This is a genomic window from Terriglobus sp. RCC_193 (assembly GCF_041355105.1).
GTDB lineage: Bacteria > Acidobacteriota > Terriglobia > Terriglobales > Acidobacteriaceae > Terriglobus.
This window is the reverse complement of record NZ_JBFUPK010000003.1, coordinates 1-21,602: the sequence shown is the minus strand read 5'-3', so window position 1 is coordinate 21,602 and position 21,602 is coordinate 1. Positions and strand designations below refer to the sequence as shown.

At 59.0% G+C, this 21,602-nt stretch carries 20 protein-coding genes; 8 read left to right on the top strand and 12 right to left on the bottom strand.

Annotated features, from left to right (window positions below; genetic code table 11):
* Positions 1-10: 10 nt before the first annotated feature.
* Positions 11-301, bottom strand: coding sequence for a hypothetical protein (locus tag AB6729_RS15980; RefSeq protein WP_371082656.1), 291 nt, complete (start codon positions 299-301; stop codon positions 11-13).
* A 140-nt stretch (positions 302-441) separates the two neighbouring features.
* Here AB6729_RS15980 and AB6729_RS15975 point away from each other — a divergent pair, with 140 nt between their 5' ends.
* Positions 442-1,026 (top strand): hypothetical protein, encoded by a 585-nt coding sequence (locus AB6729_RS15975; protein WP_371082655.1) that lies wholly within the window; start codon positions 442-444, stop codon positions 1,024-1,026.
* A gap of 256 nt (positions 1,027-1,282) precedes the next feature.
* On the opposite strand, the gene AB6729_RS15970 is transcribed toward AB6729_RS15975, so the two are convergent.
* Positions 1,283-2,413: an SDR family NAD(P)-dependent oxidoreductase gene (locus tag AB6729_RS15970; protein ID WP_371082654.1), complete on the bottom strand. Its 1,131-nt coding sequence runs from the start codon at positions 2,411-2,413 to the stop codon at positions 1,283-1,285.
* Between the two features lie 76 nt (positions 2,414-2,489).
* Here AB6729_RS15970 and AB6729_RS15965 point away from each other — a divergent pair, with 76 nt between their 5' ends.
* Together AB6729_RS15965 and AB6729_RS15960 are read left to right on the top strand one after the other, a co-directional pair.
* Positions 2,490-2,909, top strand: coding sequence for a helix-turn-helix transcriptional regulator (locus AB6729_RS15965; RefSeq protein ID WP_371082653.1), 420 nt, complete (start codon positions 2,490-2,492; stop codon positions 2,907-2,909).
* Positions 2,906-4,132, top strand: a complete 1,227-nt coding sequence (locus AB6729_RS15960; RefSeq protein WP_371082652.1) for a glycosyltransferase — start codon at positions 2,906-2,908, stop codon at positions 4,130-4,132. The genes AB6729_RS15965 and AB6729_RS15960 overlap by 4 nt, the downstream gene beginning before the upstream one ends.
* A gap of 104 nt (positions 4,133-4,236) precedes the next feature.
* Here the strand turns inward: AB6729_RS15960 and AB6729_RS15955 are convergent, their stop codons facing one another.
* Together AB6729_RS15955 and AB6729_RS15950 are read right to left on the bottom strand one after the other, a co-directional pair.
* Complete coding sequence (locus AB6729_RS15955; protein WP_371082651.1) at positions 4,237-4,803, bottom strand: DUF4256 domain-containing protein; 567 nt, start codon at positions 4,801-4,803, stop codon at positions 4,237-4,239.
* A gap of 90 nt (positions 4,804-4,893) precedes the next feature.
* A complete protein-coding gene (locus tag AB6729_RS15950; RefSeq protein WP_371082650.1) occupies positions 4,894-6,789 on the bottom strand; it encodes an ArnT family glycosyltransferase in 1,896 nt (631 codons plus the stop codon).
* Between the two features lie 123 nt (positions 6,790-6,912).
* Between AB6729_RS15950 and AB6729_RS15945 the strand changes: the two genes are divergently transcribed.
* Positions 6,913-8,700 carry an ArnT family glycosyltransferase gene (locus AB6729_RS15945; protein WP_371082649.1) on the top strand — a complete coding sequence of 596 codons (1,788 nt, stop codon included), beginning with the start codon at positions 6,913-6,915 and terminating at the stop codon, positions 8,698-8,700.
* 104 nt (positions 8,701-8,804) lie between these two features.
* Here AB6729_RS15945 and AB6729_RS15940 read toward each other — a convergent pair whose 3' ends face one another.
* Positions 8,805-9,785, bottom strand: a complete 981-nt coding sequence (locus AB6729_RS15940) for a glycosyltransferase family 2 protein (protein ID WP_371082648.1) — start codon at positions 9,783-9,785, stop codon at positions 8,805-8,807.
* A gap of 164 nt (positions 9,786-9,949) precedes the next feature.
* Between AB6729_RS15940 and AB6729_RS15935 the strand changes: the two genes are divergently transcribed.
* Positions 9,950-11,536, top strand: a complete 1,587-nt coding sequence (locus AB6729_RS15935; RefSeq protein ID WP_371082647.1) for a Ppx/GppA phosphatase family protein — start codon at positions 9,950-9,952, stop codon at positions 11,534-11,536.
* Here the strand turns inward: AB6729_RS15935 and AB6729_RS15930 are convergent.
* From AB6729_RS15930 to AB6729_RS15910, 5 genes are all read right to left on the bottom strand, one after another.
* Positions 11,488-12,036: a histidine phosphatase family protein gene (locus AB6729_RS15930; protein ID WP_371082646.1), complete on the bottom strand. Its 549-nt coding sequence runs from the start codon at positions 12,034-12,036 to the stop codon at positions 11,488-11,490. The two genes, AB6729_RS15935 and AB6729_RS15930, sit on opposite strands and share 49 nt — an antisense overlap.
* On the bottom strand, positions 12,033-12,722 hold the full coding sequence (locus AB6729_RS15925; RefSeq protein WP_371082645.1) for a class I SAM-dependent methyltransferase: 690 nt from the start codon (positions 12,720-12,722) through the stop codon (positions 12,033-12,035). The genes AB6729_RS15930 and AB6729_RS15925 overlap by 4 nt, the downstream gene beginning before the upstream one ends.
* Positions 12,719-13,552 (bottom strand): hypothetical protein, encoded by an 834-nt coding sequence (locus AB6729_RS15920; RefSeq protein WP_371082644.1) that lies wholly within the window; start codon positions 13,550-13,552, stop codon positions 12,719-12,721. The genes AB6729_RS15925 and AB6729_RS15920 overlap by 4 nt, the downstream gene beginning before the upstream one ends.
* A gap of 52 nt (positions 13,553-13,604) precedes the next feature.
* On the bottom strand, positions 13,605-15,257 hold the full coding sequence (locus AB6729_RS15915) for a 1,4-alpha-glucan branching protein domain-containing protein (protein WP_371082643.1): 1,653 nt from the start codon (positions 15,255-15,257) through the stop codon (positions 13,605-13,607).
* Between the two features lie 203 nt (positions 15,258-15,460).
* Positions 15,461-16,513, bottom strand: coding sequence for a BON domain-containing protein (locus AB6729_RS15910; RefSeq protein ID WP_371082642.1), 1,053 nt, complete (start codon positions 16,511-16,513; stop codon positions 15,461-15,463).
* A gap of 344 nt (positions 16,514-16,857) precedes the next feature.
* Here AB6729_RS15910 and AB6729_RS15905 point away from each other — a divergent pair, with 344 nt between their 5' ends.
* Together AB6729_RS15905 and AB6729_RS15900 are read left to right on the top strand one after the other, a co-directional pair.
* Complete coding sequence (locus tag AB6729_RS15905) at positions 16,858-17,187, top strand: YtxH domain-containing protein (protein ID WP_371082641.1); 330 nt, start codon at positions 16,858-16,860, stop codon at positions 17,185-17,187.
* An 84-nt stretch (positions 17,188-17,271) separates the two neighbouring features.
* The gene (locus AB6729_RS15900; RefSeq protein ID WP_371082640.1) at positions 17,272-17,904 is read left to right on the top strand and encodes a hypothetical protein; all 633 of its coding nucleotides are present in this window, start codon (positions 17,272-17,274) and stop codon (positions 17,902-17,904) included.
* Positions 17,905-18,125: 221 nt separating this feature from the next.
* Here the strand turns inward: AB6729_RS15900 and mnmA are convergent, their stop codons facing one another.
* Positions 18,126-19,295 (bottom strand): tRNA 2-thiouridine(34) synthase MnmA, encoded by a 1,170-nt coding sequence (mnmA, locus tag AB6729_RS15895; protein WP_371082639.1) that lies wholly within the window; start codon positions 19,293-19,295, stop codon positions 18,126-18,128.
* 39 nt (positions 19,296-19,334) lie between these two features.
* The gene (locus tag AB6729_RS15890) at positions 19,335-20,465 is read right to left on the bottom strand and encodes a cysteine desulfurase family protein (RefSeq protein ID WP_371082638.1); all 1,131 of its coding nucleotides are present in this window, start codon (positions 20,463-20,465) and stop codon (positions 19,335-19,337) included.
* A 408-nt stretch (positions 20,466-20,873) separates the two neighbouring features.
* Here AB6729_RS15890 and AB6729_RS15885 point away from each other — a divergent pair, with 408 nt between their 5' ends.
* A complete protein-coding gene (locus AB6729_RS15885; protein WP_371082637.1) occupies positions 20,874-21,533 on the top strand; it encodes a tyrosine-type recombinase/integrase in 660 nt (219 codons plus the stop codon).
* Positions 21,534-21,602: the final 69 nt, after the last annotated feature.

The window sequence follows — 21,602 nt, the reverse complement described above, 5'->3', positions numbered from 1 at the left end:
GTTAATCCGTTTAAATGCCGACGCCGAACTCCAGATCAGGTGTCTGGTCGCCTGCATGGGCGTAGTAGTCGTAGGGGGTGCGGCGGCTCAGCTTGTAGCGCACGCGCAGTTCGCGGCCTGCGAGGAGGCCGAGCGTCAGAACGCCGACGCCGCCAGCGACCCATGCGGCCGTAACAGCCAGCTTATGTGACTTCGACCGGGGCAACGCAGCCTCAACAGCGGCAGGAATCTGGGAAAGGCTTTCCTGGATACGCGCTTCGATTTCTTCCAGTTTTTTGCGGCGACTGCGAGACAGCTTCATGCCGAACATCATAACGCACCCCTCTGTGTGATGGCAGTGGTGAGACGCACGAAAGGCAACAGGGTTGGCTGTCGCGTATCTGCGTGGTTATGTTTCTGTGCGATATGCGACTTGGCGAGAGAAAGCGGGTCACACAGGATATGGATTTTGTCCGTACACTTTCGATCTTTGCCACTGCCGCTGTCCTGGCTGTGGGAGCTGTTTGCCTGCCGGCACAGAGTGCGCCTCCTCCACCTGTTGGCGCACCGCCACTAGCAGGCTGGGTGCCAAACTTTGGCGATGTGATCAGCAGTAACGCCTCACAAACTTCATTCACCTTTGACCGCAACATGCTGTCGGCGGCGGACCAGTTTTTTGCCAATAGCGATCCGGAGACGCGTCGCGTGGTCGCCGGGCTGAACAGCATCACCGTGCGGACGTTTCATGCGAAGGATTTTGCGCGCTACGATCCCGGCGCGTTGGGCATGATTGACGCGCAATATCGTGCGGCGGGGTGGAAGCACCTGGTGAATGCGAACGGTGCAGCTTCCGCGAACATGACGGACATGTGGCTGCATTTTCAGGGGGCGAACATCACGGGTGTCACTGTGCTGACGCGTGGCGACCGGAACATGAGCGTGGTCAATGTGGATTGCACGCTGCGGCCGCTGGACATGCTGCATTTGAGTGGGCACTTCGGAATCCCGAAGGTAGACGAGAACGCCGTCATGGTGCCGGCACACTAGGCGGTTCTCAGTGTTGAACAAGTAAGGCAGGGTTCAAAAGGAAGGAGTTGCCGGATTTGCGGGTGTCGAAATGCTTATATGGACTCCGACATAGGGCAGGCCGCGGGAGAGAGGGAGTGGAGGTACTTCCCGGTTCTCGCGGCCTGTCTGACCCTGGAACGGGTCTAGGAGTTCTTTTAGGGTACTCCTGTCCGGGCTGCCTGGCACACAATTCTTTTCCACGGATGGCCGTTTAACGCCATTTGTAACAGGATTTTCATGCTGGGGCGGGAGAGAAGGGGGTACCCGCGTTGCTGTTGTTTCTGGTTGTCCTTTGCGCTTTTCGTTTTGCCTCGATTTCGGCTCCTTTGACGGGCTGCTGGTTGCCATTGGAGGCCGGAAGGGCGATGTGATTGGCCAGTGCTGCGAAGCGGGTGGAGCATTCCGGGGCAATTCCCACCAGCCGTGCGGCAAGCCATGCCTGCGGTGTGATCGTGATCTCTGCGCGGCGTGCGACGGTGGCCTGGAAGATGGATTTTGCTGCGGAGCGGGCCGCGATGGCGATGCCGGGCACGGTGGCGGCCAGTTTGAACCAGCGATATTCCTTTTCCGCATTGCCGACCAGGTCCACCTGTACATGCGAGCCGGTCCGCATCAGGCCCGGGCAGACGGTAAGTACGTGGATGCCCTTGTGTCTCAGCTCCGCATGAAGGCCCTCGCTGAGGCCCACCAGGGCGAATTTGCTGGCGACGTAAGGCAGCATGTGCGGTACGGCGATCTTGCCGCCGATGCTGGCAATGTTGACGATCTGCCCTGATTTCCGCGTCAGCATCTGCGGCAGGACTGCCTGGATGGCATAAAGCTGGCCGAAGAAGTTGATATTCATGGCGTCGCGGAAGGCTTCAGCCGGCTGGTCTTCAAATGGGCCTATGGTGATGATTCCAGCGCAGTTGATGAGGATATCGACGCGTCCGTAACGTTCCGTGGCGTCGGCAATCATGCGTTCGCAGTCTTCTTTGAGGCTGATGTCGGCGGTGATGGTGTGGGCCGTGCTGCCGTTGGGGATGGCTCCTTCTCGCATTAATGTGCCCAGGGCTTCGCGGAGTTCTTCATCCCTGCGTGCGACGAGTACGAGATGGGCACCACCGAGCCCGAATTGCCGTGCAAGTTCCAGTCCCAGACCGCGGCTGCCGCCCGTGATCAGGACAACCTTGCCACGTACCGCCGCGTCGTGCTGGTGGGTCTTCCATGCTTCGCAGGCGGCAATGCCTGCCCCAAGCACTCCCAGGGCCAGGTTGATCTTCATGCCGTGCTTGCGCGCCTGTCGTTTTGCAAGCCAGATACTCGCCTTGCCGCCGAGTTTTAACGCTTTACCGACCATGCACGATTCAGACGCCTGCGGGTTCATTTACCGTTGCGTGTACCGCGGAATATCTATGGGGTGCGGAAATGGCATCCAAATCAGTAAAATAGGTGCACCCGTCATGGCAACCAAGCGACGTTCCAAAGGCGCGTACATGATCTCTGCAGTGTCGGAGATGTATGCCATTCATCCGCAGACGCTGCGCCTGTATGAGCGCGAAGGCCTGCTGCGCCCTTCACGCTCCGAGGGCAACACCCGCTTGTACACCGACGAGGACCTGGAGCGGCTGGAGTTCATCCTGAACCTGGCACGGGATCTGGGCGTGAACATTGCAGGCATCGCCATCATTCTGCAGATGCGCGAACGCATGGAACAGATGAACAAGGACATGCAGAACTTTGTGAGCTACATGCGCGACGAGATGCTGAGCCGTATGCAGCAGCCGCGCAGCAATGAGGCAGGTCTGGTACCGCTGCGGCGTCCCGTGCTGGTAGGCAAGCCGGTGGTGGTGAAGTCCGCATCGACGAAGAAGCGGGGATGAGTTTCGTTTCGCTGTTGCATCTCACAGGCACAGGTCTTCTTTCGCACATCTTGTTCTGGATTGCGGCGCTGGGTTCGCTGACAGCGCTGATCTTCTGTGGCATGGCCGTGATGGCTGCGTTGCGTTTTGCTGCAAGGCGCAGGCGTGCTCTGCAAGAGAAGGAATTGTTCACGCCGCCACTAAGTTTGTTGAAGCCGCTGCACGGTGCAGAGCCGGGGCTGGAGCAGAGCATTGAGAGCTTCTTCCGGCAGGACTATCCCGCGCCATACGAGATCATCTTTTGCGCGCGTCATCAGGATGATGCGGGTATCCAGATTGCGTATGAAGTCTCAAAGCGTTATCCCGATCGGGCTGCGCGTTTTTATGCGTGCGGTGAACCGCTGTATCCGAATCCGAAGATGTTTTCGCTGGGTGTGATGAGTGAGGTGGCGACGTATCCGCACCTGATTACCAGCGATGCGGATGCACGTGTGTCACCGGATGCGCTGCTGCGTTGCATCCAGTCCATTGCGCCGGGACACACTGTGAATGGTAAGCAGGTGGTGCTGGGTTCGTGTTTGTACGTGGGGCATGTGGACCGGGGCACCGTATTCACGTGGCTGGACGCCGTGGGTAAGACGGTGGAGATGGGCGCCGGCGTGTTGATTGCAGACATGCTGAGCGGTACGGACTTTGCGCTGGGCGTAACAATGATGCTGGAGAAGAAAACCTTCTCCGAAGCCGGTGGTTATGAAGACCTGGGCCACTACTGGGCCGAGGATTTTGTGTTGGGGCATCGGCTTGCCGAACAGGGCAAAGGCGTGGAGATGAGCACGCACGTGATCAAGCTGGTGGTGGCGGATCAGGGTGTTGTGCGGTCGTTTCGCGATCAGCTTCGCTGGATGCAGAGCACGCGCAGGTCGCGTCCGGCGGGGCACTTTGGCACGGGGCTGACGTTTGCCATGCCGTTCGGGTTGATCGGATTTGCGTTGGAGGCTGCGCTTGGCAACTGGTGCGCGGCATGGGTGTTTCTTGGCATCGCGTTGATGAATCGGTGGCTGCAGGCATTCACCATGTTGCGCGTGCTGGGTGCGGAACGCATCGCGTTTCAGACATCGATCTATCCGGTGCGTGACCTGCTCGGTTTTATCGTGTGGTGCTGCAGTTATCTGCCTGCGGATACGAGTTATCACGGCACGCACTTCCGCATCATGCCGGATGGCCGTTTGAAGGCGGACGGCTAGAGCATTTTCCTGAAGATGTCACCAAACCGAGGAGGCATGCGTCGTTCTCTCTCAAGGGAAACGACATTCGATTTTGGTCGAAGCCATATCATCAGGACAATGCTTTAAATGCGAAGCAGGCCACGGAATCCTCTTGCACGATAAAACGATGGTGGTGTGTTGTGATACACGAAGACGCGACCGAAACGGCGGTCACCGAATAATCCTCCACCAAGTTTTACGAACTCAGCAGGCGCTTTGATCCAGCTTTGTGATTTCAGGTCGAATGCTCCGAGCTTCTGCAGTGCGAAGTATTGCTCTTCATCCAGCGGCTCAATGCCCATGTCGGCTGCCATATCGATGACGCAACCCAGCGGTTTTAATCCTTCTTTCAGCCGCTTCTCATAACCCTTGCGGTCGTAGCAGGTGTTACGGCGGCCTTCGGGGCTTTCTGCGGAGCAGTCGCAGAAGATGATTTCGCCTGTTTTTTCATCGCGGCCAATCACATCCGGTTCGCCGCCGCTTTCTTCCATGGCGAAAAGGGAACGTAGTGCGGCGTTGTTTTTTTCGAGCTTTGGCGCGACGTCATTCCATGCAAGTTTTGCGTGGCGACTGGAGTTCTTTTCGAAGCGCTCCTGCAGCACGCTGAGGAGTTGGGTGCGTTGCTGTTTTGTAAGGGCCGCAGGTGCCATGGACGTGATCTCGCAGGAACAGCGCGGCTCTGACACATCCAAACACGGCCATGCGCTTCCGCATGGAATGGTATCGCAGTGGTTTCGCTGCTATCGATTGGTGAGGATCATCTTGCCGCCGGACGTGGCGAAAAGATGCACTGCGCCGAAGTGTTGCAGGTCTGTGACGCGTGTTTGCTGGTAGGTCAACAGATACACGCGCTGGGTTCCACTCCACGCTTTGTGAAGGCTGTCCTCATCCTCAAAGATGGGCGGAGCATCCGGCCAGAATGAGCCGAACCACGGACCGTTGACGCGTCCATTCACAAGCTGCAACGGATGCCGTGTGTAAAACAGCAGCGTTGAGCCGCTGGTGAGTTCGCCATCGAGCATCACAGCGTCCTGCGGCTGCACTACCTTCGCGAGTTGCACCGCGAGACCCTTGGAGCCAATGATGGGATAGAAGCGATCAAGGCCGCCATGCACTGCGAGCAGCACCCCACACATGCTGACCGCGAGTACCGCATTCGCAGCACGTTCGCGGTTGGCGATGCGGCGATTGCCGTAGCGTCGCACCCACCACGCGACGGGACCAACACCAAACATGGACACAGCCATGATGATCAGTGGCGCGCGGAAGAAGCCCATAGCGCGCGTGGTGAGGTCATGTAGATGGCCGAGTGCAAGGTTGTACTGATCGGGATTGCTGGTGAGTAGTTCGCTGATGTCTGCGCCGGGACGTGCCGCAGGCGAGATCATCGCGAGTGTGCCGCAGATGGCGGCGATGAGAAGTCCCAGGGGCAACAGGAACCATGTGTGTGCGCGCAGGATGTTGCGACGCAGATGCGGGTCGCCGTGTTCGGCCCCGGCAACGACGCCACCGGCCATCAATGCGAGTGCGGGCAATGCGGGCAGCGAATAATACTCCTGCCGCGAACTGAGCGTGAAGAAGCCAAGCACCATGCCGCTCCACAGCAGCACGGTCAGCGCGGCTTGTTTGCGCTTGGAATTTTCCAGCAAGCGGTCGCGCCACATGCGTGCGTACTGCGTCCATGCGGCAGGCAGGAATGCGACCCACGGCATGAGCCACAGGAAGAACATCAGCCAGAAGAGCGGGATGGGCACCTGGCCGTAATCATGCGGGATGCGCAGGCCACGGAAGCGCATGAAGTGCTCGTTGATGATGTAGAACCAGAACCATCCGGCGCGTGCAGGAAGGCCTGTGCCCGCAGGCATGGCGATGGCGGGGTTGCGCAGCGCTGCAAGGATGTGCCACGGCAACGCAACCACGGCAAAGAGCAGCAGCGAAGTGAATAGCGGCAGCTTGAGCAGTCGTCTGCATTGCTTTGTGAGCAGCGCATAGATCACGACAAAGCCGATGGGGAAGACGATACCGATCAATCCCTTGGTCAGCAGGTTCAGTCCCATCACGATACCGAAGGCCCATGTGGCCATGCGTGCGGAACGCATCTCTCCGTTGCGGCTGCTGTCCAGCGCAATAAGAAACAGATGGACGCCCAGTGCCATCCACAGCGCATTCATAATGTCGGGGATGTAGAACCGCGTGAAGAGATAGGGGCCAAGGCTGGTGGCCATGGCGACTGCTGCGTAGAAGCCGCCGCGTTCTCCAAAGAGTCTGCGGCCAAGCACATACACAGAAAGAAAGAGTCCCAGCACCATTAATGACAGTGGCAGTCGCGCAGCCCAGTCATGCGGGCCGAAGACTTTCATGCCGCCTGCCGCCATCCAGTACATGAGTGGTGGCTTATCGAAGAAACGGACGCCGTCGACGTAGGGCGTGACGTAGTCGTGGCGCTGCAACATTTCGCGAGCCGCTTCAATGTAAATCGAGTCCACATCGTCCAGCAGACCGGGCGTGAAGAGACAGCCGAGGTGCAGCACGAGCCAGATGGCTACCAGTACAGCGATCGAACGGCGATTGAGCGGGCCAGCAGATGTCTGCGAATCCGGGGAGGGAGAAGACGGCAGTGGTTCAGACAACGTCACCGATTCATCTTATGGGTAACGGACACCTTATGCCGCAGAAAGACGGAGGATGCCGCGATTCGTGCGCGTTCAGCGATAATGTGAAGGGCCGAAGTGCGGCCGGAATTTTGTAAAAAGGCGTTCATGCAGGCACAGCAGCGTAGTTCTTTGCGGGTAGGGCACATAGCTTTTCTCGCAATCCTTTGGTTTCTGACACAGTTCGTGGGCATCTTCGGGCCGCCGCTGCTGGATGATGTGGATTCCATCCACACGGAAGCAGCGCGCGAAATGATCACGCGCCATGACTACGTGACCCTGTACGTGGATGGCATTCGCTACCTGGATAAACCACCCCTGCCGTATTGGCTGGCCGCAGGTGGCGCGCAAATCTTCGGCATGCACGACTGGGCATTCCGTCTGCCTCTGGCGCTGTCGGTACTGGTGCTGATCCTGTACGTATACAGCCTGGGCACGCGGTTGTTTGGCGAACGCTCTGGTTTTTATGCGGGACTCGCGATGGCCACTTGCATCGGGCCTTATATCTTCACGCGATTTTTTATCCCCGATGTCATGGTGGCGCTATGGATGACCATGTGCGCGGACCTGATCCTGCGCATGGTGGATTCCATTCGCGCGGAGGGTAGAGCGAAGGCGTGGCACGCGGTGATGTTTGCGCTGGTGTGTACGGCGGGCATGCTCACCAAGGGATTGATCGGCATCGTGTTTCCGCTGGGCCTGCTGGTGTTGTATCTGCTGGTGATTGGCGAACTGAAGATGCTGTTGAAGATGCGCGCGGGTATCTTCGCGGTGGTGTTTTTGGTGACCATGTTGCCGTGGCATATTCTTGCGTGGCAGCGGAATGCGCCCAGCGGCGGAGCGAAGGGCTGGTTCTGGTTTTACATAGTCAACGACCAGATCAATCGCTATCTGAACCGGCGCATTCCACGTGATTATGACAAGGTGCCACTGCTGACCTTCTGGGCGTTGCTGGTGGTGTGGCTGATGCCGTGGGGTGTGTTCCTGTTTGGAGCGGCGCGTCGCTGGTGGCAGCGCAGAGGCGCATGGCGCAACGGCGGACCTACGGTGATGCTGCTGCTGTGGGCCGTGATGATCCTGCTGTTCTTCAGCTTCTCCACGCGGCAGGAGTATTACACGCTTCCCGCGGTGCCTGCGCTGGCGCTGCTGGCAGGGCGTTATCTTGCGGATGCGGAGTCGCGGGAGTCCAAGCGTTCGCGGTGGTTCTACGCAGCGTTGTTCTCTGTCGCTGCGATTGCGGCTATTGTTTGCATCGCTCTGGCGGTTGTGGCGAAAGCGCCTGCTCCTGGTGCAGATTTGTTTGAGGCGTTGCAGCAGCATCCGGATGACTATCGGCTTTCGTTTGGCCATCTGTTTGATTTCACAACGAACGCGTTCGGGTTCTTCCGCGTACCGCTAATCACGATGGCGGCGAGCTTGCTGCTGGCAACGGGGGTACCGCTGTTCCTGAAGCTGCGTGGCAAATCGTTTGCGGCAAATGTTGTTTTGGCGCTGGGCATGTGTGGAGTGCTGGGCAGTGTGCACGAAGGGCTGCGGATCTTCTATCCGATTCTTGGATCAGAGCCGCTGGCACGCGTGATTCAGCAGCACTGGGATCCCGCGGCGCGCATTGTGATTGATGGCGAGTATTCCAACGGCGACTCCATCAACTTCTACACAGGCCAGCCGGTGTACATGTTGAATGGACGCGTGAATAACCTCTGGTACGGATCGCTGTATGCGGACGCTCCGCATCGCTTTGAGGATGATGCTTCGTTCCTTACGTTATGGAACGGCAGCGCGCCGGTGTTCTTTGTGACGCATGATGCGAAGCGCACACAGCAGTGGCAGGCCACGCATGGCGGCAGGCTGATCGGTTCGTCGGGCGGGAAGTATGTTCTGTTGAACCGCAGTTAAGTGGTTCAACAGAACATCAGAGTGAGCTTTTCCTGCTCGTACATTGCCAAACGGGCGACTGCTTTCTGCAGTCGCCCGTTTGTACATGGTTGATGTTGTCTGCGTTATGAGGAGAGGCTTGTTTCGCGTTCGTGGCCGCTGATCATGTGGGCAATGCTGTAGTCACTCTTCTGGCCGCGCTTGTTCAGCCAGAGCAGCATCTCGCCGATGAGTCCGCCCATGAAGCACTGTATGCCCGCTACGATGAGCAGTGCGGCTGCAAGCATTAAGGGGCCGTGATGCAGCATGACGTGGCGGTCGCGGAAGAGCCATTCATAGAGCAGGCCCAGCGACAAGAGGCCGCCACCGCCAATCAGGGCCAATCCCCATGAGCCAAAGAAGCGCAACGGCTGCTGTAGATAGTTCAGCAGGAAGTGAATGCGCAGCAGGTCGAAGAAGACCGGGATGACGCGGCCAATGCCGTAGCGCGATTTTCCATAGCGCCGCGGAATGTTGCGGATGGGCAACTGGCATACGCGCGCGCCCTGCAGCGATGCCAGCGCGGGAATGAAGCGCTGCATGCCTCCGTAGAGCGGGACTTCACGCAGCAGTGACGTGCGGTACGCCTTGTAACCACCGCCGAAATCGTCAATCTCCACGCGGGAAAGTTTACGCATGAAGTAGTTTGCAATCTTCGATGGAATGCGGCGAACCCAGAGGTTATCCACGCGTTTCTCGCGCCATCCGCACACAATGTCGTAACCCTCGTTCATGCGTATGATGAAGCGCTGCAGGTCGGCGGGGTCGTGTTGCAGATCGCCATCCATGGTGATGGTGATTTCACCGGTTGCCATCTCAAAACCCGCGGCCAGACCGGCTGTTTTGCCATAGGTGCGACGGAACTGGATGACGTTGACGGTTGAATCCATTGAGGCGAGTTCGCTCAGCAGCTTGAAGCTGCGATCGCGGCTACCGTCATCCACGAAGATCATCTCGTAGCTCTTGCCGGTGGAGGCGATCTGCTCCAGTTCGCCCTTCAGCCGCGTATACAGCTCGGGAATTGCGTCTTCTTCGTTCAGTAACGGAATGACGATTGAATAGTCCATGTCGATCGGGCGTCCTGCATGTGCGATGGTGATGATATTGGGCTTAAGACGGCGAAAAAGTCTCCCGTGATTCAGATGTGGCAGGCAATGGCGCGGATCGGCAGGGTAGTGGCAAAACGATGTATGGTGCTTAGGGAAGTTCTACTTGCTCGTGAAGGATGCCAATGCCAACGTTTGCCGCCATCGACATCGGCTCCAACTCCTGCCGTCTTGCCATTGCCACTGTGGAACAGCACCGCATCAAGGTGTTTCATCAGGATCGTGAAGTGGTGCGGCTGGGCGAAAGCGTATTTGAAACCGGTGAGATATCACCGGATGCGATGGCGAATACCATCCGTGCGCTGAAGCGATTTCAGAAGGCGGTGCAGGCACAGGTGGTGGATCGCGTGCGGGTGGTGGCAACGTCTGCCATGCGTGATGCACGCAATGCTGCCGCATTCACTGCGTGGGTGAAGTCGGCTACAGGCTGGACAGTGGAGGTGGTTTCTGGCCTGGAAGAAGGAAGGCTGATCCATCTTGGTGTTCTCTCCGGTGAACCGGGAGCGCGTGGCAAATGCGTGATGATCGACCTGGGCGGCGGCTCCTGCGAGGTGACGCTGAGCGACAACGGGCGCATCCAGCAGATGGTGTCGATGCCGCTTGGATCGGTGCGTCTGCAGCAGGAATTTCTGCATAGCGATCCACCAACCGCAGATGAGCTGCGACAGCTCCACATCTACATTGAACGCGAGATGCGCAAGCTGGAACGCAAGATGGGCAAGCCGAATGTGCCGGTGGTGATTGCCACCTCTGGCGCGGCTGCGGCATTGGCCGAGGCGAGTCAGAGCGGGTTCCTTGCGAAAGCCAAGACGAAGGTTGCGCGCGCAGGGAAGAAGTCTGTCGCGATAAAACGCATTGCCAGCAAAGTTGGCCATCTGGAAGCGGATGCGGCATCGGTGCGCAAGCTGGCGAACCGCCTGGTGAAGATGAAGAACAGCGAGCGCATGGTGGTGCCGGGCATCGGACCGAAGCGTTGCGAGATCATTATTGGCGGCGCGTTTGTATACGCATCGATTCTGGAGCGGTTGGAATTAAGCGGATTTCGCTACTCGCCGCTGGGTTTGCGTGACGGCATTCTGGCGCAGATGCTTTCTGACTCTGATGAGCGTGCATCCGTGCATCGCGCCGTGGAGCAGGAACGCTGGACAGGTGTGCTGGAGGTTTGCCGCCGTTACAACATTGACCTGAAGCGCGCGGATGCCGTGCGTGCGGATGCGGTGAAGTTGTTCGATGCGCTGGAGCGTGTGCATGGCATGTCGCCGGACATGCGCGAGTTGTTGGCTGCGGCAGCGATGATGAACGAAGTCGGTAAGTTCATGAACCATCAGGGACATCATCGCCACGCGCAATACATCATTGAGAACTCGGAAATTTTCGGTTTCTCACCGGCGGAACGCACCCTCATGAGCGCAATTGCGCGCTACCTGGGCAAGAGCCGCCCGGACGGGATGGATCGTCCTCTGCGCGCGGTTCCGGTGGAGACGCAAGCGGATGTGGTGCGGTGCGTTGTGTTGCTCCGACTTGCAATTGGACTGAATCAGAACCGCGCCACGCAGCCGGTACAGGTGAATGTGCGCGTGTATCCCAAGCGGGTGTTGCTGGAACTGAGCGCGGCGAAGGGCGGAGCGGAGCTGGAGCAGTGGTCGCTGAAGAAGGAAGCGCCTTACTTCCGCGAAATCTTCCGGCGCGACCTGGTGGTGGAGTTGGCGTAAAGCGTACGGATGACGCGCGGGTCCAGCATCCATTGCAACGTGGCAGCGCCACGTTCCAGGTTCAGCTTGGCAATTGCGCCTTTGCGCAGGCGGATGGATGCAGGCGGCCGGCTGGCGCGTGTCTGCTGCGCGGGCTGCATCAGTGTACCGAGGAACTCCACGAGATTGGGGCTGTGGCCAACCACCAGCAGCGATTCCACACCGCTGCACTCCACCAGCAGTTTTTCAAACTGCGCATAGGTGGCAGAGGGCGCAAGCGCGTCGCTGAGAACGATCTTCTGCTCGTAGCCCGTTTCCGTGCCAACAAGCGATGCGGTTTGCAGGCTGCGCTTCAGCGGACTGGAGACGACGAGGTCAAAGCTGACGTTCATGCTGGTAAGCGTGTTGCCCAGCAGAAGGCAATCGCGCTTGCCCGCTTTATCCAGCGGACGCTTCACATCGAGTATCGGGTTTGATCGGCGTTGACCAGCCGACGCATGTCGCAGCATGTACAGGTTCATTGCTGTTTTGATTTTATGCCTTCGAGTGCATCTGCGCTGTCTGTTCGCTGCCACAACTCGCTGACGAGAAGTCCAGCAAGCCACGTTTTCTGTTGTTGCATGCGCCAGCCGTAGAGTCGGAGGATTGCGCCATAATCTGGCAGCTTCTGCGCACGCAGGCCGGTGAGGATGCGAAAAGCAAGGTAGAGCAGCCGTACGATGAGTCGTGATGGAAGCCGCATCACGCCATGATTCGGGACGCGAAACTCCGAGATGACCCAGTACGCATCGGATGTGGTGCAAAGCGCTGCATCATGCACGATGCGTTCCACCTCGGTATCGCGGAGGCAGTCGAGGAAAAAGTGGGTGGCGATGAGGTCGAAGTGTTTGCCTGCAATGGCTTCAGGAAGCCCATCGTTCAGGCGCGTGCACAGCGTTCGCAGGCGCGAGGCTGCGCCAATGGCAGTGCAACGTTCCTGGAGAGCGTGCAGCATGGCTGCGCTGTCGTCGATGGCAAATGCGTCTGCTGTTCCCGCTTGTTGCAGCAGAGCGGCGGTGAAGCGGCCATCACCGTCGCCGAGCAGCAGCGCGTGTTGCGTGTTGCGCAGCAGCGGAAGGAAATGGAAGCGGCAATGTTCCAGCGCGGTGCCGAAGCTGAGATATTCCATCCAGCGATAGGGTTTCGCCAGACGATCGAAGCCGCTCATTGCAGGTATCGCAGCAGCGGCCATAGCAACAGTGGCGTGAGTAGTGCGGCGTCGGCAAAGGCGCGCATGCGAACCGCAGAGGTATGTGGCTCAAGGCGATCCAGTGCACGAAGCAGCAGCGCGGCTGCCATAAGCGCAAGAGCGACACTCCGTGCCTGCGGCAGGCAGACGGCGATGACAGCATTGGCAATGGCGAAGGCCAGCGTGATGGCTCGGAAGTGATCGACAGCCCATGCCGTCGCACGATCGGTTGCGGCGGATTCCGCGCGCGCGATGTGAACACAGTTGAGCCAGCAGAGGATGCCGAATGTTGCGGCACACAGCCATTCCGCCGCATGGTCTTGGTTCAGAAGACACGGTGCGGCAATCGCGAGGGCGAAGAACAATCCCACCATCCATTCCTTCGGAACCTGCAGTTTCAACAGGTGAACCGCAGCGGCGTAGGCCATCAGGGGAAGGACAAGGAGCAGCCACGCGATGCGTACGGTGTGCGGAAGTTCTGCCAGCAAGATAAGGACTGTGGGCACTGCAAAGCCGATCGCAACGAAGAAACCGCGAGCATGTTGCGCGTGGAAATGATGGCGGTCTTCCAGCGAGGATGCCTCATGTTGCGCATCGCTGAGTCGGTCTGCAGCGTAGAAGATCCAGACGGCGAGTGCAAGCGCCAACGGAACGGTCCACGGCAATACAACATGGAAGGAGGCTGCAAAGAAGGCAGTCCAGACCGCGGCCACTGTGGGTGCATCGAGACTGAGAAGATGCCAAATCTCCAGAGGAGCCCTGCGTGCGTGGCTTTCCGTGCTTCGTGCGACGATGGCGGTGGTAGCCACCCCTTTAGTTTATCGAGTATGAACGCGGGGTGCAGGAAAGCGCTCTGCCATTTCAGGATTTCCAATCAGCCGGATCGAGGTCGGGGAAGAGGTTGTCTACCCGTTCCAACTCGGTAAGCGTGGCTTCATCGTCCTCTGTGAGTGCATGGTTTTCTGTGATGGTGGGCCACATGGCGCGCAGTTGGGCAAAGGCATTGGTGTGTTCCTGAAAGCGCTTTTCGGCGTAATCGCGTGCCGCCCCGGTGGTGATGAGTGTGGGCCAGTCGCTGGATTCCATCAGCAGAAGTTCACGGCACATCTGGCGTGCCACGCGTCCCGCCTGGCCGTCGGCGGTCCACTGCGGTGTCTGTGCAGCGTCACGCAGGGCAAGCTGCGCGGCGTAGACCGTGCTGAGCAGCGATGAGGTTTCGCTGTTCAGCCAGACGCTGTTGTCGCCATTGGCGCCCCAGGAGCCTTCGGACATGCGGACGCGGCCTGCTGTGCCGTGTTGCGCCAGATATTCCTCCGTGGTGGTGGCGTGGACACCATGCGTGCCTTTATGCAGGATGCGGAAGACATTTTCCAGGAACTGCACGCCTTCGTTCCACCAGTGGCCGAAGAGTTCCAGGTCAAACGGAGCGGAGAGGAGCAGGGGTTGCTGATCGGGGCTGGGCTGAGCACGCAACGTATCAGCGACCAGCGATACAAAGTGTTCCGCGTGAATGCGGGAGCGTTCCTGAGCGGTTTCCAGGTGATACGGTTCTTTACCGTCCATGCCCAGGTTGTCACCGGTTACACGCCAGTAACGATGGCCACCCGGCCAGCGCTTCTTATGGAAGTCCAGATAAGCAAAATCGCCGGGGTATCCCTGTTGCGGGCTCCACACCTGGAAGGCGGTCCGGGGATCGCGAGCCAGCACAGCCACGTCGCTTTCGCCGATGCGATAAGGGCGATAGAGCGAGGGCGATGCACCGTCCATTTGCTCCGCGCGTTCGATCAGATGCGCGTCCACGAAAGTAAAGCTCAGGCCAGCTTCAGCAAGGGCTGTTTCCGTGCCAATGCGTTGCGATGGCTGCCCGGTTTCGTTTCGGCCTTCGGGAGCGACGGGAAACTGCCATGTACCGCTGGGGCGATACCCAAATTCTGGTAGCCAGGCACCAGCGGTTTCGGTTCCGATGAGCTTGCGATGAGCCCGTACTGCTGTCCGAAAATGCGCCAGCACGCTCTCGTCGGTGCCCAACAGCGGGACGTAACCGTGCGTTGCGGCTGAGGTCAGCAGCGAGAGCGAACCATTCTGCTGCGCGTTGCGGAAGCCGGCAACCAGATCGCCCCTCAGCAATTGCAGTTCTTCCAGCGACTGTGTAAAGAAGCGTTCCCAGTGGCGCGCGAGACCCAGCAGGTGCGTTTCATTGGCAAGTTCGAAGAATCCGGCATCTTCGCGAGCGGCAGCGATTTTGCGTTCCAGATAGGCAGGCAACTCCGCACGAAAATCCGGATGCGCCAGTTGCTGGAGTAGAACCGGCGAGAGGCTCACGTTGATGCGAACCGGGATGCCCTCGTCCTGCAGAGTCCGCAACATGCGCAACAGTGGCAGATAGGTCTCTGCCGCGGCCTCCAGCAGCCACTCCAGCCCGTGAGGCCATGTACCGTGATGCAGTACGTACGGAAGATGAGCGTGCAGCACGAAGCTGACGTAGCCAGCTGTGCCGGAAGAATGCTTTTTCATGTGGTCTGCGTTCTCGTGCCGGTCGTGCAGGGGCAGTACGGCTGGGTAAGGGCCACGGAAAATGGCACGCGGACGTTCGCCAGCATGGGAGCATTGGTCTTTGCTACCCGGCATGTGGCAAGAGTCGTCATGTCCGTGTAGATGCAAGAGGCCGGCGAAATGGTTCGCCGGCCTCTTGTTGCTTCCCTTACTTGTTTGTGCGATTAGCGGTTCTGCAGTCCGCTTCCGTCGCCTCCGCCCGCATGGGTAGAGGTGCGTACCGCGACGGCGTTGGTCAGGCTGAAGCGTACAACGCTCTCGCTGGGAATCTGCACCTGCTCGCCACGCGTGACGGCATTGATGCCAGCGCCGGTTCCACCACCGGCTGCGGCGCCGATAGCGGCTCCCTTGCCACCGCCGAAGATGCCGCCAAGGATTGCACCAGCAGCAGCGCCCACGCCGGTCTTCACCGCGGTGTTCTTGCCACGGCCTTTGCCTTCCACGCTATACGGCGTAACAGCCAACGGGATGTTCTGGCCGCGCACGGTCACACCAGTGATTTCCACGGTGAGCAGCGATGAGCCTTTGAAGTGTGCGGCTTCGTGGGCCTCCGTCACGGTTCCGGAGACAACGGAGCCGCGCGGGATGACCAGCATTCCGTCCTGCACAATGTCCGTCGCCACGGCGCCGGAGAAGCGCTCACCCTGCTGTGTGCTGGCGCTGTCCAGCGTCTGCGTTACGCGGACGGGGATCGTGGTGCCGGAAGGAATCGTAATGGTGCGGACCACCGGCTGCGGCGGCGGTGGCGGTGGAGCAGGCTGCTGCACCGGTGCCGGGGCCGCTGCACGCTCAATCGGTGCTGGAGTTGGAGTGTTGCGCACGGGTGCTGGCGTTGGTGCCTTCTTTGTCACAACAGGTGCCTTCGGCGCGGAAGCGGCCGGCGGCGGGACTGGCTGTGCAAGGTCCGCGGCATTTATCGGTGGTGCGACTGTGATGTTGTTCAATACCTGGCGGACGCCTGTGACGCTGGCAGCATCATTGGCCGCAAGGGTGCGTGCTGCTGCGTTGCTGACGGCGCCGTTGAGGGTTACCGCGCCATTGACGGTGGATACCTGGACGGGTTCGTTGGCCAGGCCGCTTTCCGCCGCAATCTTCTGCTGCACCTGCGTTGTCAGTGTGGCGTCGTCAACGGGCGCTGCCTGCTTGCAGCCCGAGACGCCAGCCAGCAATACGGCAGCAAGCGCAATAGTTTTCGTAAACCGCATGCTCATACTCATCAGAACTCTCCTGGGAATCTCGACACGATCTTTATCTTTAGATTTGAGGTTGCGTGCGAGATTTTGGTGCATATCGGGAACGCTGTCCCTGTTTAAGCAATAGGACGCGGCTCGATTTGTTTCGGCTTCTGTTTTATACCGGTTTTCACATTTCGTGTAGTTTCTTTGAGATGCCGTAAGTCGGCAACCCCGTTGGGCGGTATCGCATCCGTGAGAACTGGGATAGGCTGATCGCATCCCAGAGAGCGCAGAAGCATGTAGGCTCAAATCAGGACGGATGGGTACGATTCCCGTGCCGCAGGAATCCCGGCAGTGTTAGATATTTGATTTCAGGAGAAGACGAGATGGCAGACGATAACATGAACGGTCTGGGATGGTTCCTTGCGGGACTTGGTATCGGTGCTCTGGTAGGTGTGTTGTACGCGCCAAAGAGCGGCCGTGAAACTCGCGAAGACCTTGCTGCGCAGGCTCGCGATGCGAAGGAAAAGGCCAACCAGTATGTGGACCAGGGTCGCGAACAGATCAACGACTACGTGGACAAGGGCCGCACGCAGTGGAGCCAGTACGTGGACAAAGGCAAGGACTTCCTGGCCCAGCAGCAGGAGAAAGTAGCCTCTGCCGTGGATACGGGCAAACAGATTTATCAGGAAAAGGTCGAGAGCCAGACCTATTAGAATCGAAACGCAAGCAACCGGAGCCCGCGATCCGCATGTTCGCGGGCTCCGGTTCTTTCCGCTAATTTTGCAAGTGAGTCATCCATGACCGAGTCGCAAGCGCATTATCTGCTCATTTTCTCTGGTATTAGCGCCGTTGGCGTTCTGCTTGGCGCCATTGCCTTCAGCACCTTTGCTCTTTCCTTTGCTCATCTGTTGCGAGAGCTGCGAGGCCTGATGTCAGAGGCGCGGGGCAAGGTGTACCCCATCCTGGAAAATGTGCAGGAAATCTCCGAAAAGGTTGCCGACATTTCGACGACGGTTCGCGAAACCACTGCGGACGTTGCGCCGAAGCTGCGTCGCGTAACGCAGAATCTGGCCGAAACCTCTGACATGTATCACGCGCGGTTTGCAGAGGTGGACGCACTCGTTGGCGATACCACACGCCGCATACGGAACCAGACGGAACGCGCCGATGCTTTTGTGACCAACAGTCTTGATCGCACGCATGAAGTGGTGAGCACCACGATTGGCCGCGTGCAGCACGTGCTGGATTCTCTGCATAACGCGTTCTATGCGCCGGTGCGGCAGATTTCAAGTCTGGCCAGCGGTGCAAAGGCCAGCATCGAATCGCTGATTGCGAGCTTTGCGCCAAAGCACACGCCCAAGACTCCGAAGCCAACGGCCTTTGAAGGCGAGAGTGTGTACACGGGATATGAGGACGACTATCACGCGTAACGTGATGGATCAGCAGTAACCAGCGGATGCTTCCATGCATCCGCTCTTTATTGTCGTCATTCTGAGGAACGGGGTGACGAACAATCCCTACGCATTCTCAGGCGAGAACGCATTGCCGGGTTCCTCGTAAGAAATCCGGATAACCTGTGCACGGATACAACATCGTGGGGATTCTTCGTTCTGCTTAGGATGACAGTTGTGGGAGCAAAGAGCGGTTGGTGCTAAACCAGCCAGCCGCCGCCGACCACGATATCGCCATCGAAGAACATCGCTGCCTGCCCCGGTGTAATGGCGCGCTGCGGCTCGTCAAAGACAATCTCTACGCGGCCTTCTTCCAAGGGATAAATCGTTGCATTCGCGGGCTCGTGGCGATGGCGGATCTTTGCCTGTATGCGCATCGGTTCGCGCAACATATCGATGCTGATCCAGTTCACGCGGTCGGCAACGCCGCGCGTCTGGTGCAGTTCTTCTTCGTGGCCAACGACAACTCGATTGCTGGCAGGCTCAATGCCCAGCACGTAAAACGGCTCTGCGGGGTGATGGTTCAACTGCTGTTGAATACCCTTGCGCTGCCCCACGGTGAAGTTGTGGATGCCGGTGTGTGAGCCAACGACGTCGCCACTTGCCGTCACGAGTTCGCCTGATGTTTCGGGCATCTCGCGGCCCTGCTCTTCCAGGTAGGCGTGCAGGAATGCCTTGTAATCGCCGCCGGGGATAAAGCAGATCTCCTGCGAGTCCGGCTTTTGCGCCACGCGCAGACCCTGCTCCTCGGCCATAGCGCGCACGGCAGGCTTCTGCATTTCGCCGAGCGGGAAGATGGTGCGGCTGAGCTGCTCCTGCGTGAGACCGAAGAGGAAGTAAGTCTGGTCCTTGCTGCGGTCCGCCGGACGGAGCAGCAGCCAGCGGCCACGCTCTTCGTCAAAGCGCACGCGAGCGTAATGCCCGGTGGCCACGCGCTCTGCGCCAATGCCTCGCGCGGTCTTCAATAGCTCGTCGAACTTCAGGTGATTGTTGCAGAGCGTGCAGGGAATGGGCGTGCGGCCTGCAAGGTAGTCGTTTACAAACGGCTGCACCACGTCTGCTTCAAAACGGCGCTGCTGATTGACCACGTAGTATGGAATGCCAAGCTGACCGGCGACACGACGCGCATCGTAGACGTCATCGAGCGAACAGCAACGGCCTGTTACCTGTTCCGGAATGCCGTCCTTGCCGGAGAGACGGCGCTGATCCCATAGCTGCAAGGTGAGGCCCACCAGCGTGTATCCCTGCTGCTGCAAAAGAGCGGCCACGGCAGACGAGTCCACGCCGCCGCTCATCGCAACTGCGATGGTGGATGCGGGATCAGGAGCGGGAAATGCGTGCTCCGCCGGGTTGGGTGCCGTGGTGGCCATTACCCTTTATTTTCGCAGGTTTTTGTCGCAGATGCAGGATTACAGCGACCGCAGGCGACGGACAGCGGTGGAGGTGATGGCGATGGCGCGGTCCACTTCCTCGTCCGTGGTCAGCCGCGAAAGCGAGAAGCGCACGCTGGTGTGCGCTTCTTCATCGTTCAAACCCATAGCGCGGAGCACATGCGATGGCTCAATGGCGCCGCTCTGGCAGGCCGATCCGCCGCTGATGGCAAGTCCCTGCAAGTCCAGTGCAATCACCAGTTCTTCGGCGTTGACGCCTGCGAAACGGATGGAGAGCGTGTTGGGGACGCGCTCCGCATTGCCGCTGTTGATGGCGGCATCGCCTAAGTCGAGCAGAGCTGTTTGCAGGCGGTCGCGCCGCTGTTGCAGTTGTTGTGGACCTTCGCTGGCAAGCCATTCGGAGGCCAATGCGGCTGCTGCTCCGAATCCGACGATGCCCGGCACATTTTCCGTTCCGGCACGGCGTCGGCGTTCATGCGTGCCACCGTGCAGCATGGGCCGCAGTGTGACGCCTTTGCGTACCCACAGCGCGCCTACGCCCTGCGGCGCATGCATCTTGTGCGCGGAGAGACTCAGCAGATCGCAGCGCAGGTAATCCACATGGACTGGAATTTTTCCGGCGGCCTGTACGGCGTCGGTATGCAGCAGGGCATCGTGCTTGTGCGCAATCTTGCCGATCTTCGCAATGGGCTGGATCACGCCGGTTTCATTGTTCGCCAGCATCACGCTGACGAGACGCGTGTTCGGCTGCATGGCGGCAGCGATGGCTTCCGGCTGGATGACCCCTTCGCTGTCAGGAAGCACACGTGTGACGGCGACGCCCGTTGCTTCCAGTGTATCCGCGGCGTGCAATACCGCGTCATGCTCAACGGCGCTGACGATGAGATGGTCGCCAGGCTTCAGGATGCCGAAGAGTGCAAGGTTATCGCTCTCCGTGCCGCCGCTGGTGAAAGTGACTTCCGCTGGCTTGCCGCCGATAAGAGCAGCCACCTGATCACGTGCAGCATCCACGGCGTCGCGTGCATCGCGACCGAAGGCGTGGACGGCGCTGGCGTTGCCGAAACGCGCATTCCAATGCGGTTCCATCGCACGCAGCACATCTGGCAGCACGGGCGTGGTCGCATTGGCGTCAAGGTAGATGCGCGGCATCTTCAAAAGCCTACTACTTATGCGGGAAATCATCGCCGATAAGGTGTCCAGAGGTGTCCTGATGTTTCAAAAAGGAAATAAGTACCTTGCTGATTGGAGAGATCGCAAGGGTGTCCGCAAACGAAAATCGTTCGAAACGGCTGAAGAAGCCATTGCCTTTGAGGAGGCACAGAAGAAGAAAACCCGCCCTCAGCAGCGCGGGGGCCGATTCTTGCAATCGCCCTCGCGCCATTCCTCCGATTCTCAAAGTCATCCACGAACCACCAGTGCGCAAAAGTCCTTATCGCAGCAGCGACACGGTTCGGCCCCACGGAACTCGGAGCAACGCACGTCGCGGTCATCAACGACTGGTGTCTCAAAAGCGAAAGCCCCTTCACGCGGCAAACCCGCTCCGCGACAGCAAGACGATTGTTCACCTACCTCCAAGAAGATTACGGGTGTCCGCCCCTCGCGCGGCGCGTCGTCCGTACGAAGGTACCAAAGCCGAGAAATATCACGATTACGGACGCAGAAAGGGCCAAGTTGCTAGAAGCTGCTCCGCCAAACTTGCGATGCCTGATCCTGATGTGTTCAGACCTGGCTATCCGCTCAGGAACAGCCACGCGGCTGTCGCCTCATCACTACGACAGCGAACAAGGCACGCTTTCGTTCAGAACGAAGTACGACAACACGCAAACAGTTCCGGTGACATCCGAACTAAAGGCTCTGCTGGATATGGCAGCGATACCGGATGCACCGTTCGTCGCACAGCTCCCACGTGGCACGCACCGGGTCACAGGCTGGCGCATACCAAACCGCCCAACACTAACCGCCGAAAACCTCAGAGAGAGGTTTCAGCGGCTATGCAAGGACTGTGGAATTACGCGCCGAATCCGCCTCCATGATCTACGCCGAACAACAGCAAGAAAGGTGTGGGGAATGACAAAAGACCTTCGACTCGTGCAAGGGCTACTTGGCCATGACGATCTCAGTTCGACGCTTTGGTACCTACAGGCGGAACGCATGGTGGTACCACTCTCGACTTTGGAACTTGCAAGGCTTCCAACCCAAACGGAAGGTGTCCAGTGACCGCGAAAGAACAGGAACTCCTGCACCACAACGCAAGCATTCTGGCTGATCGTTGCGGTCATGCCATCG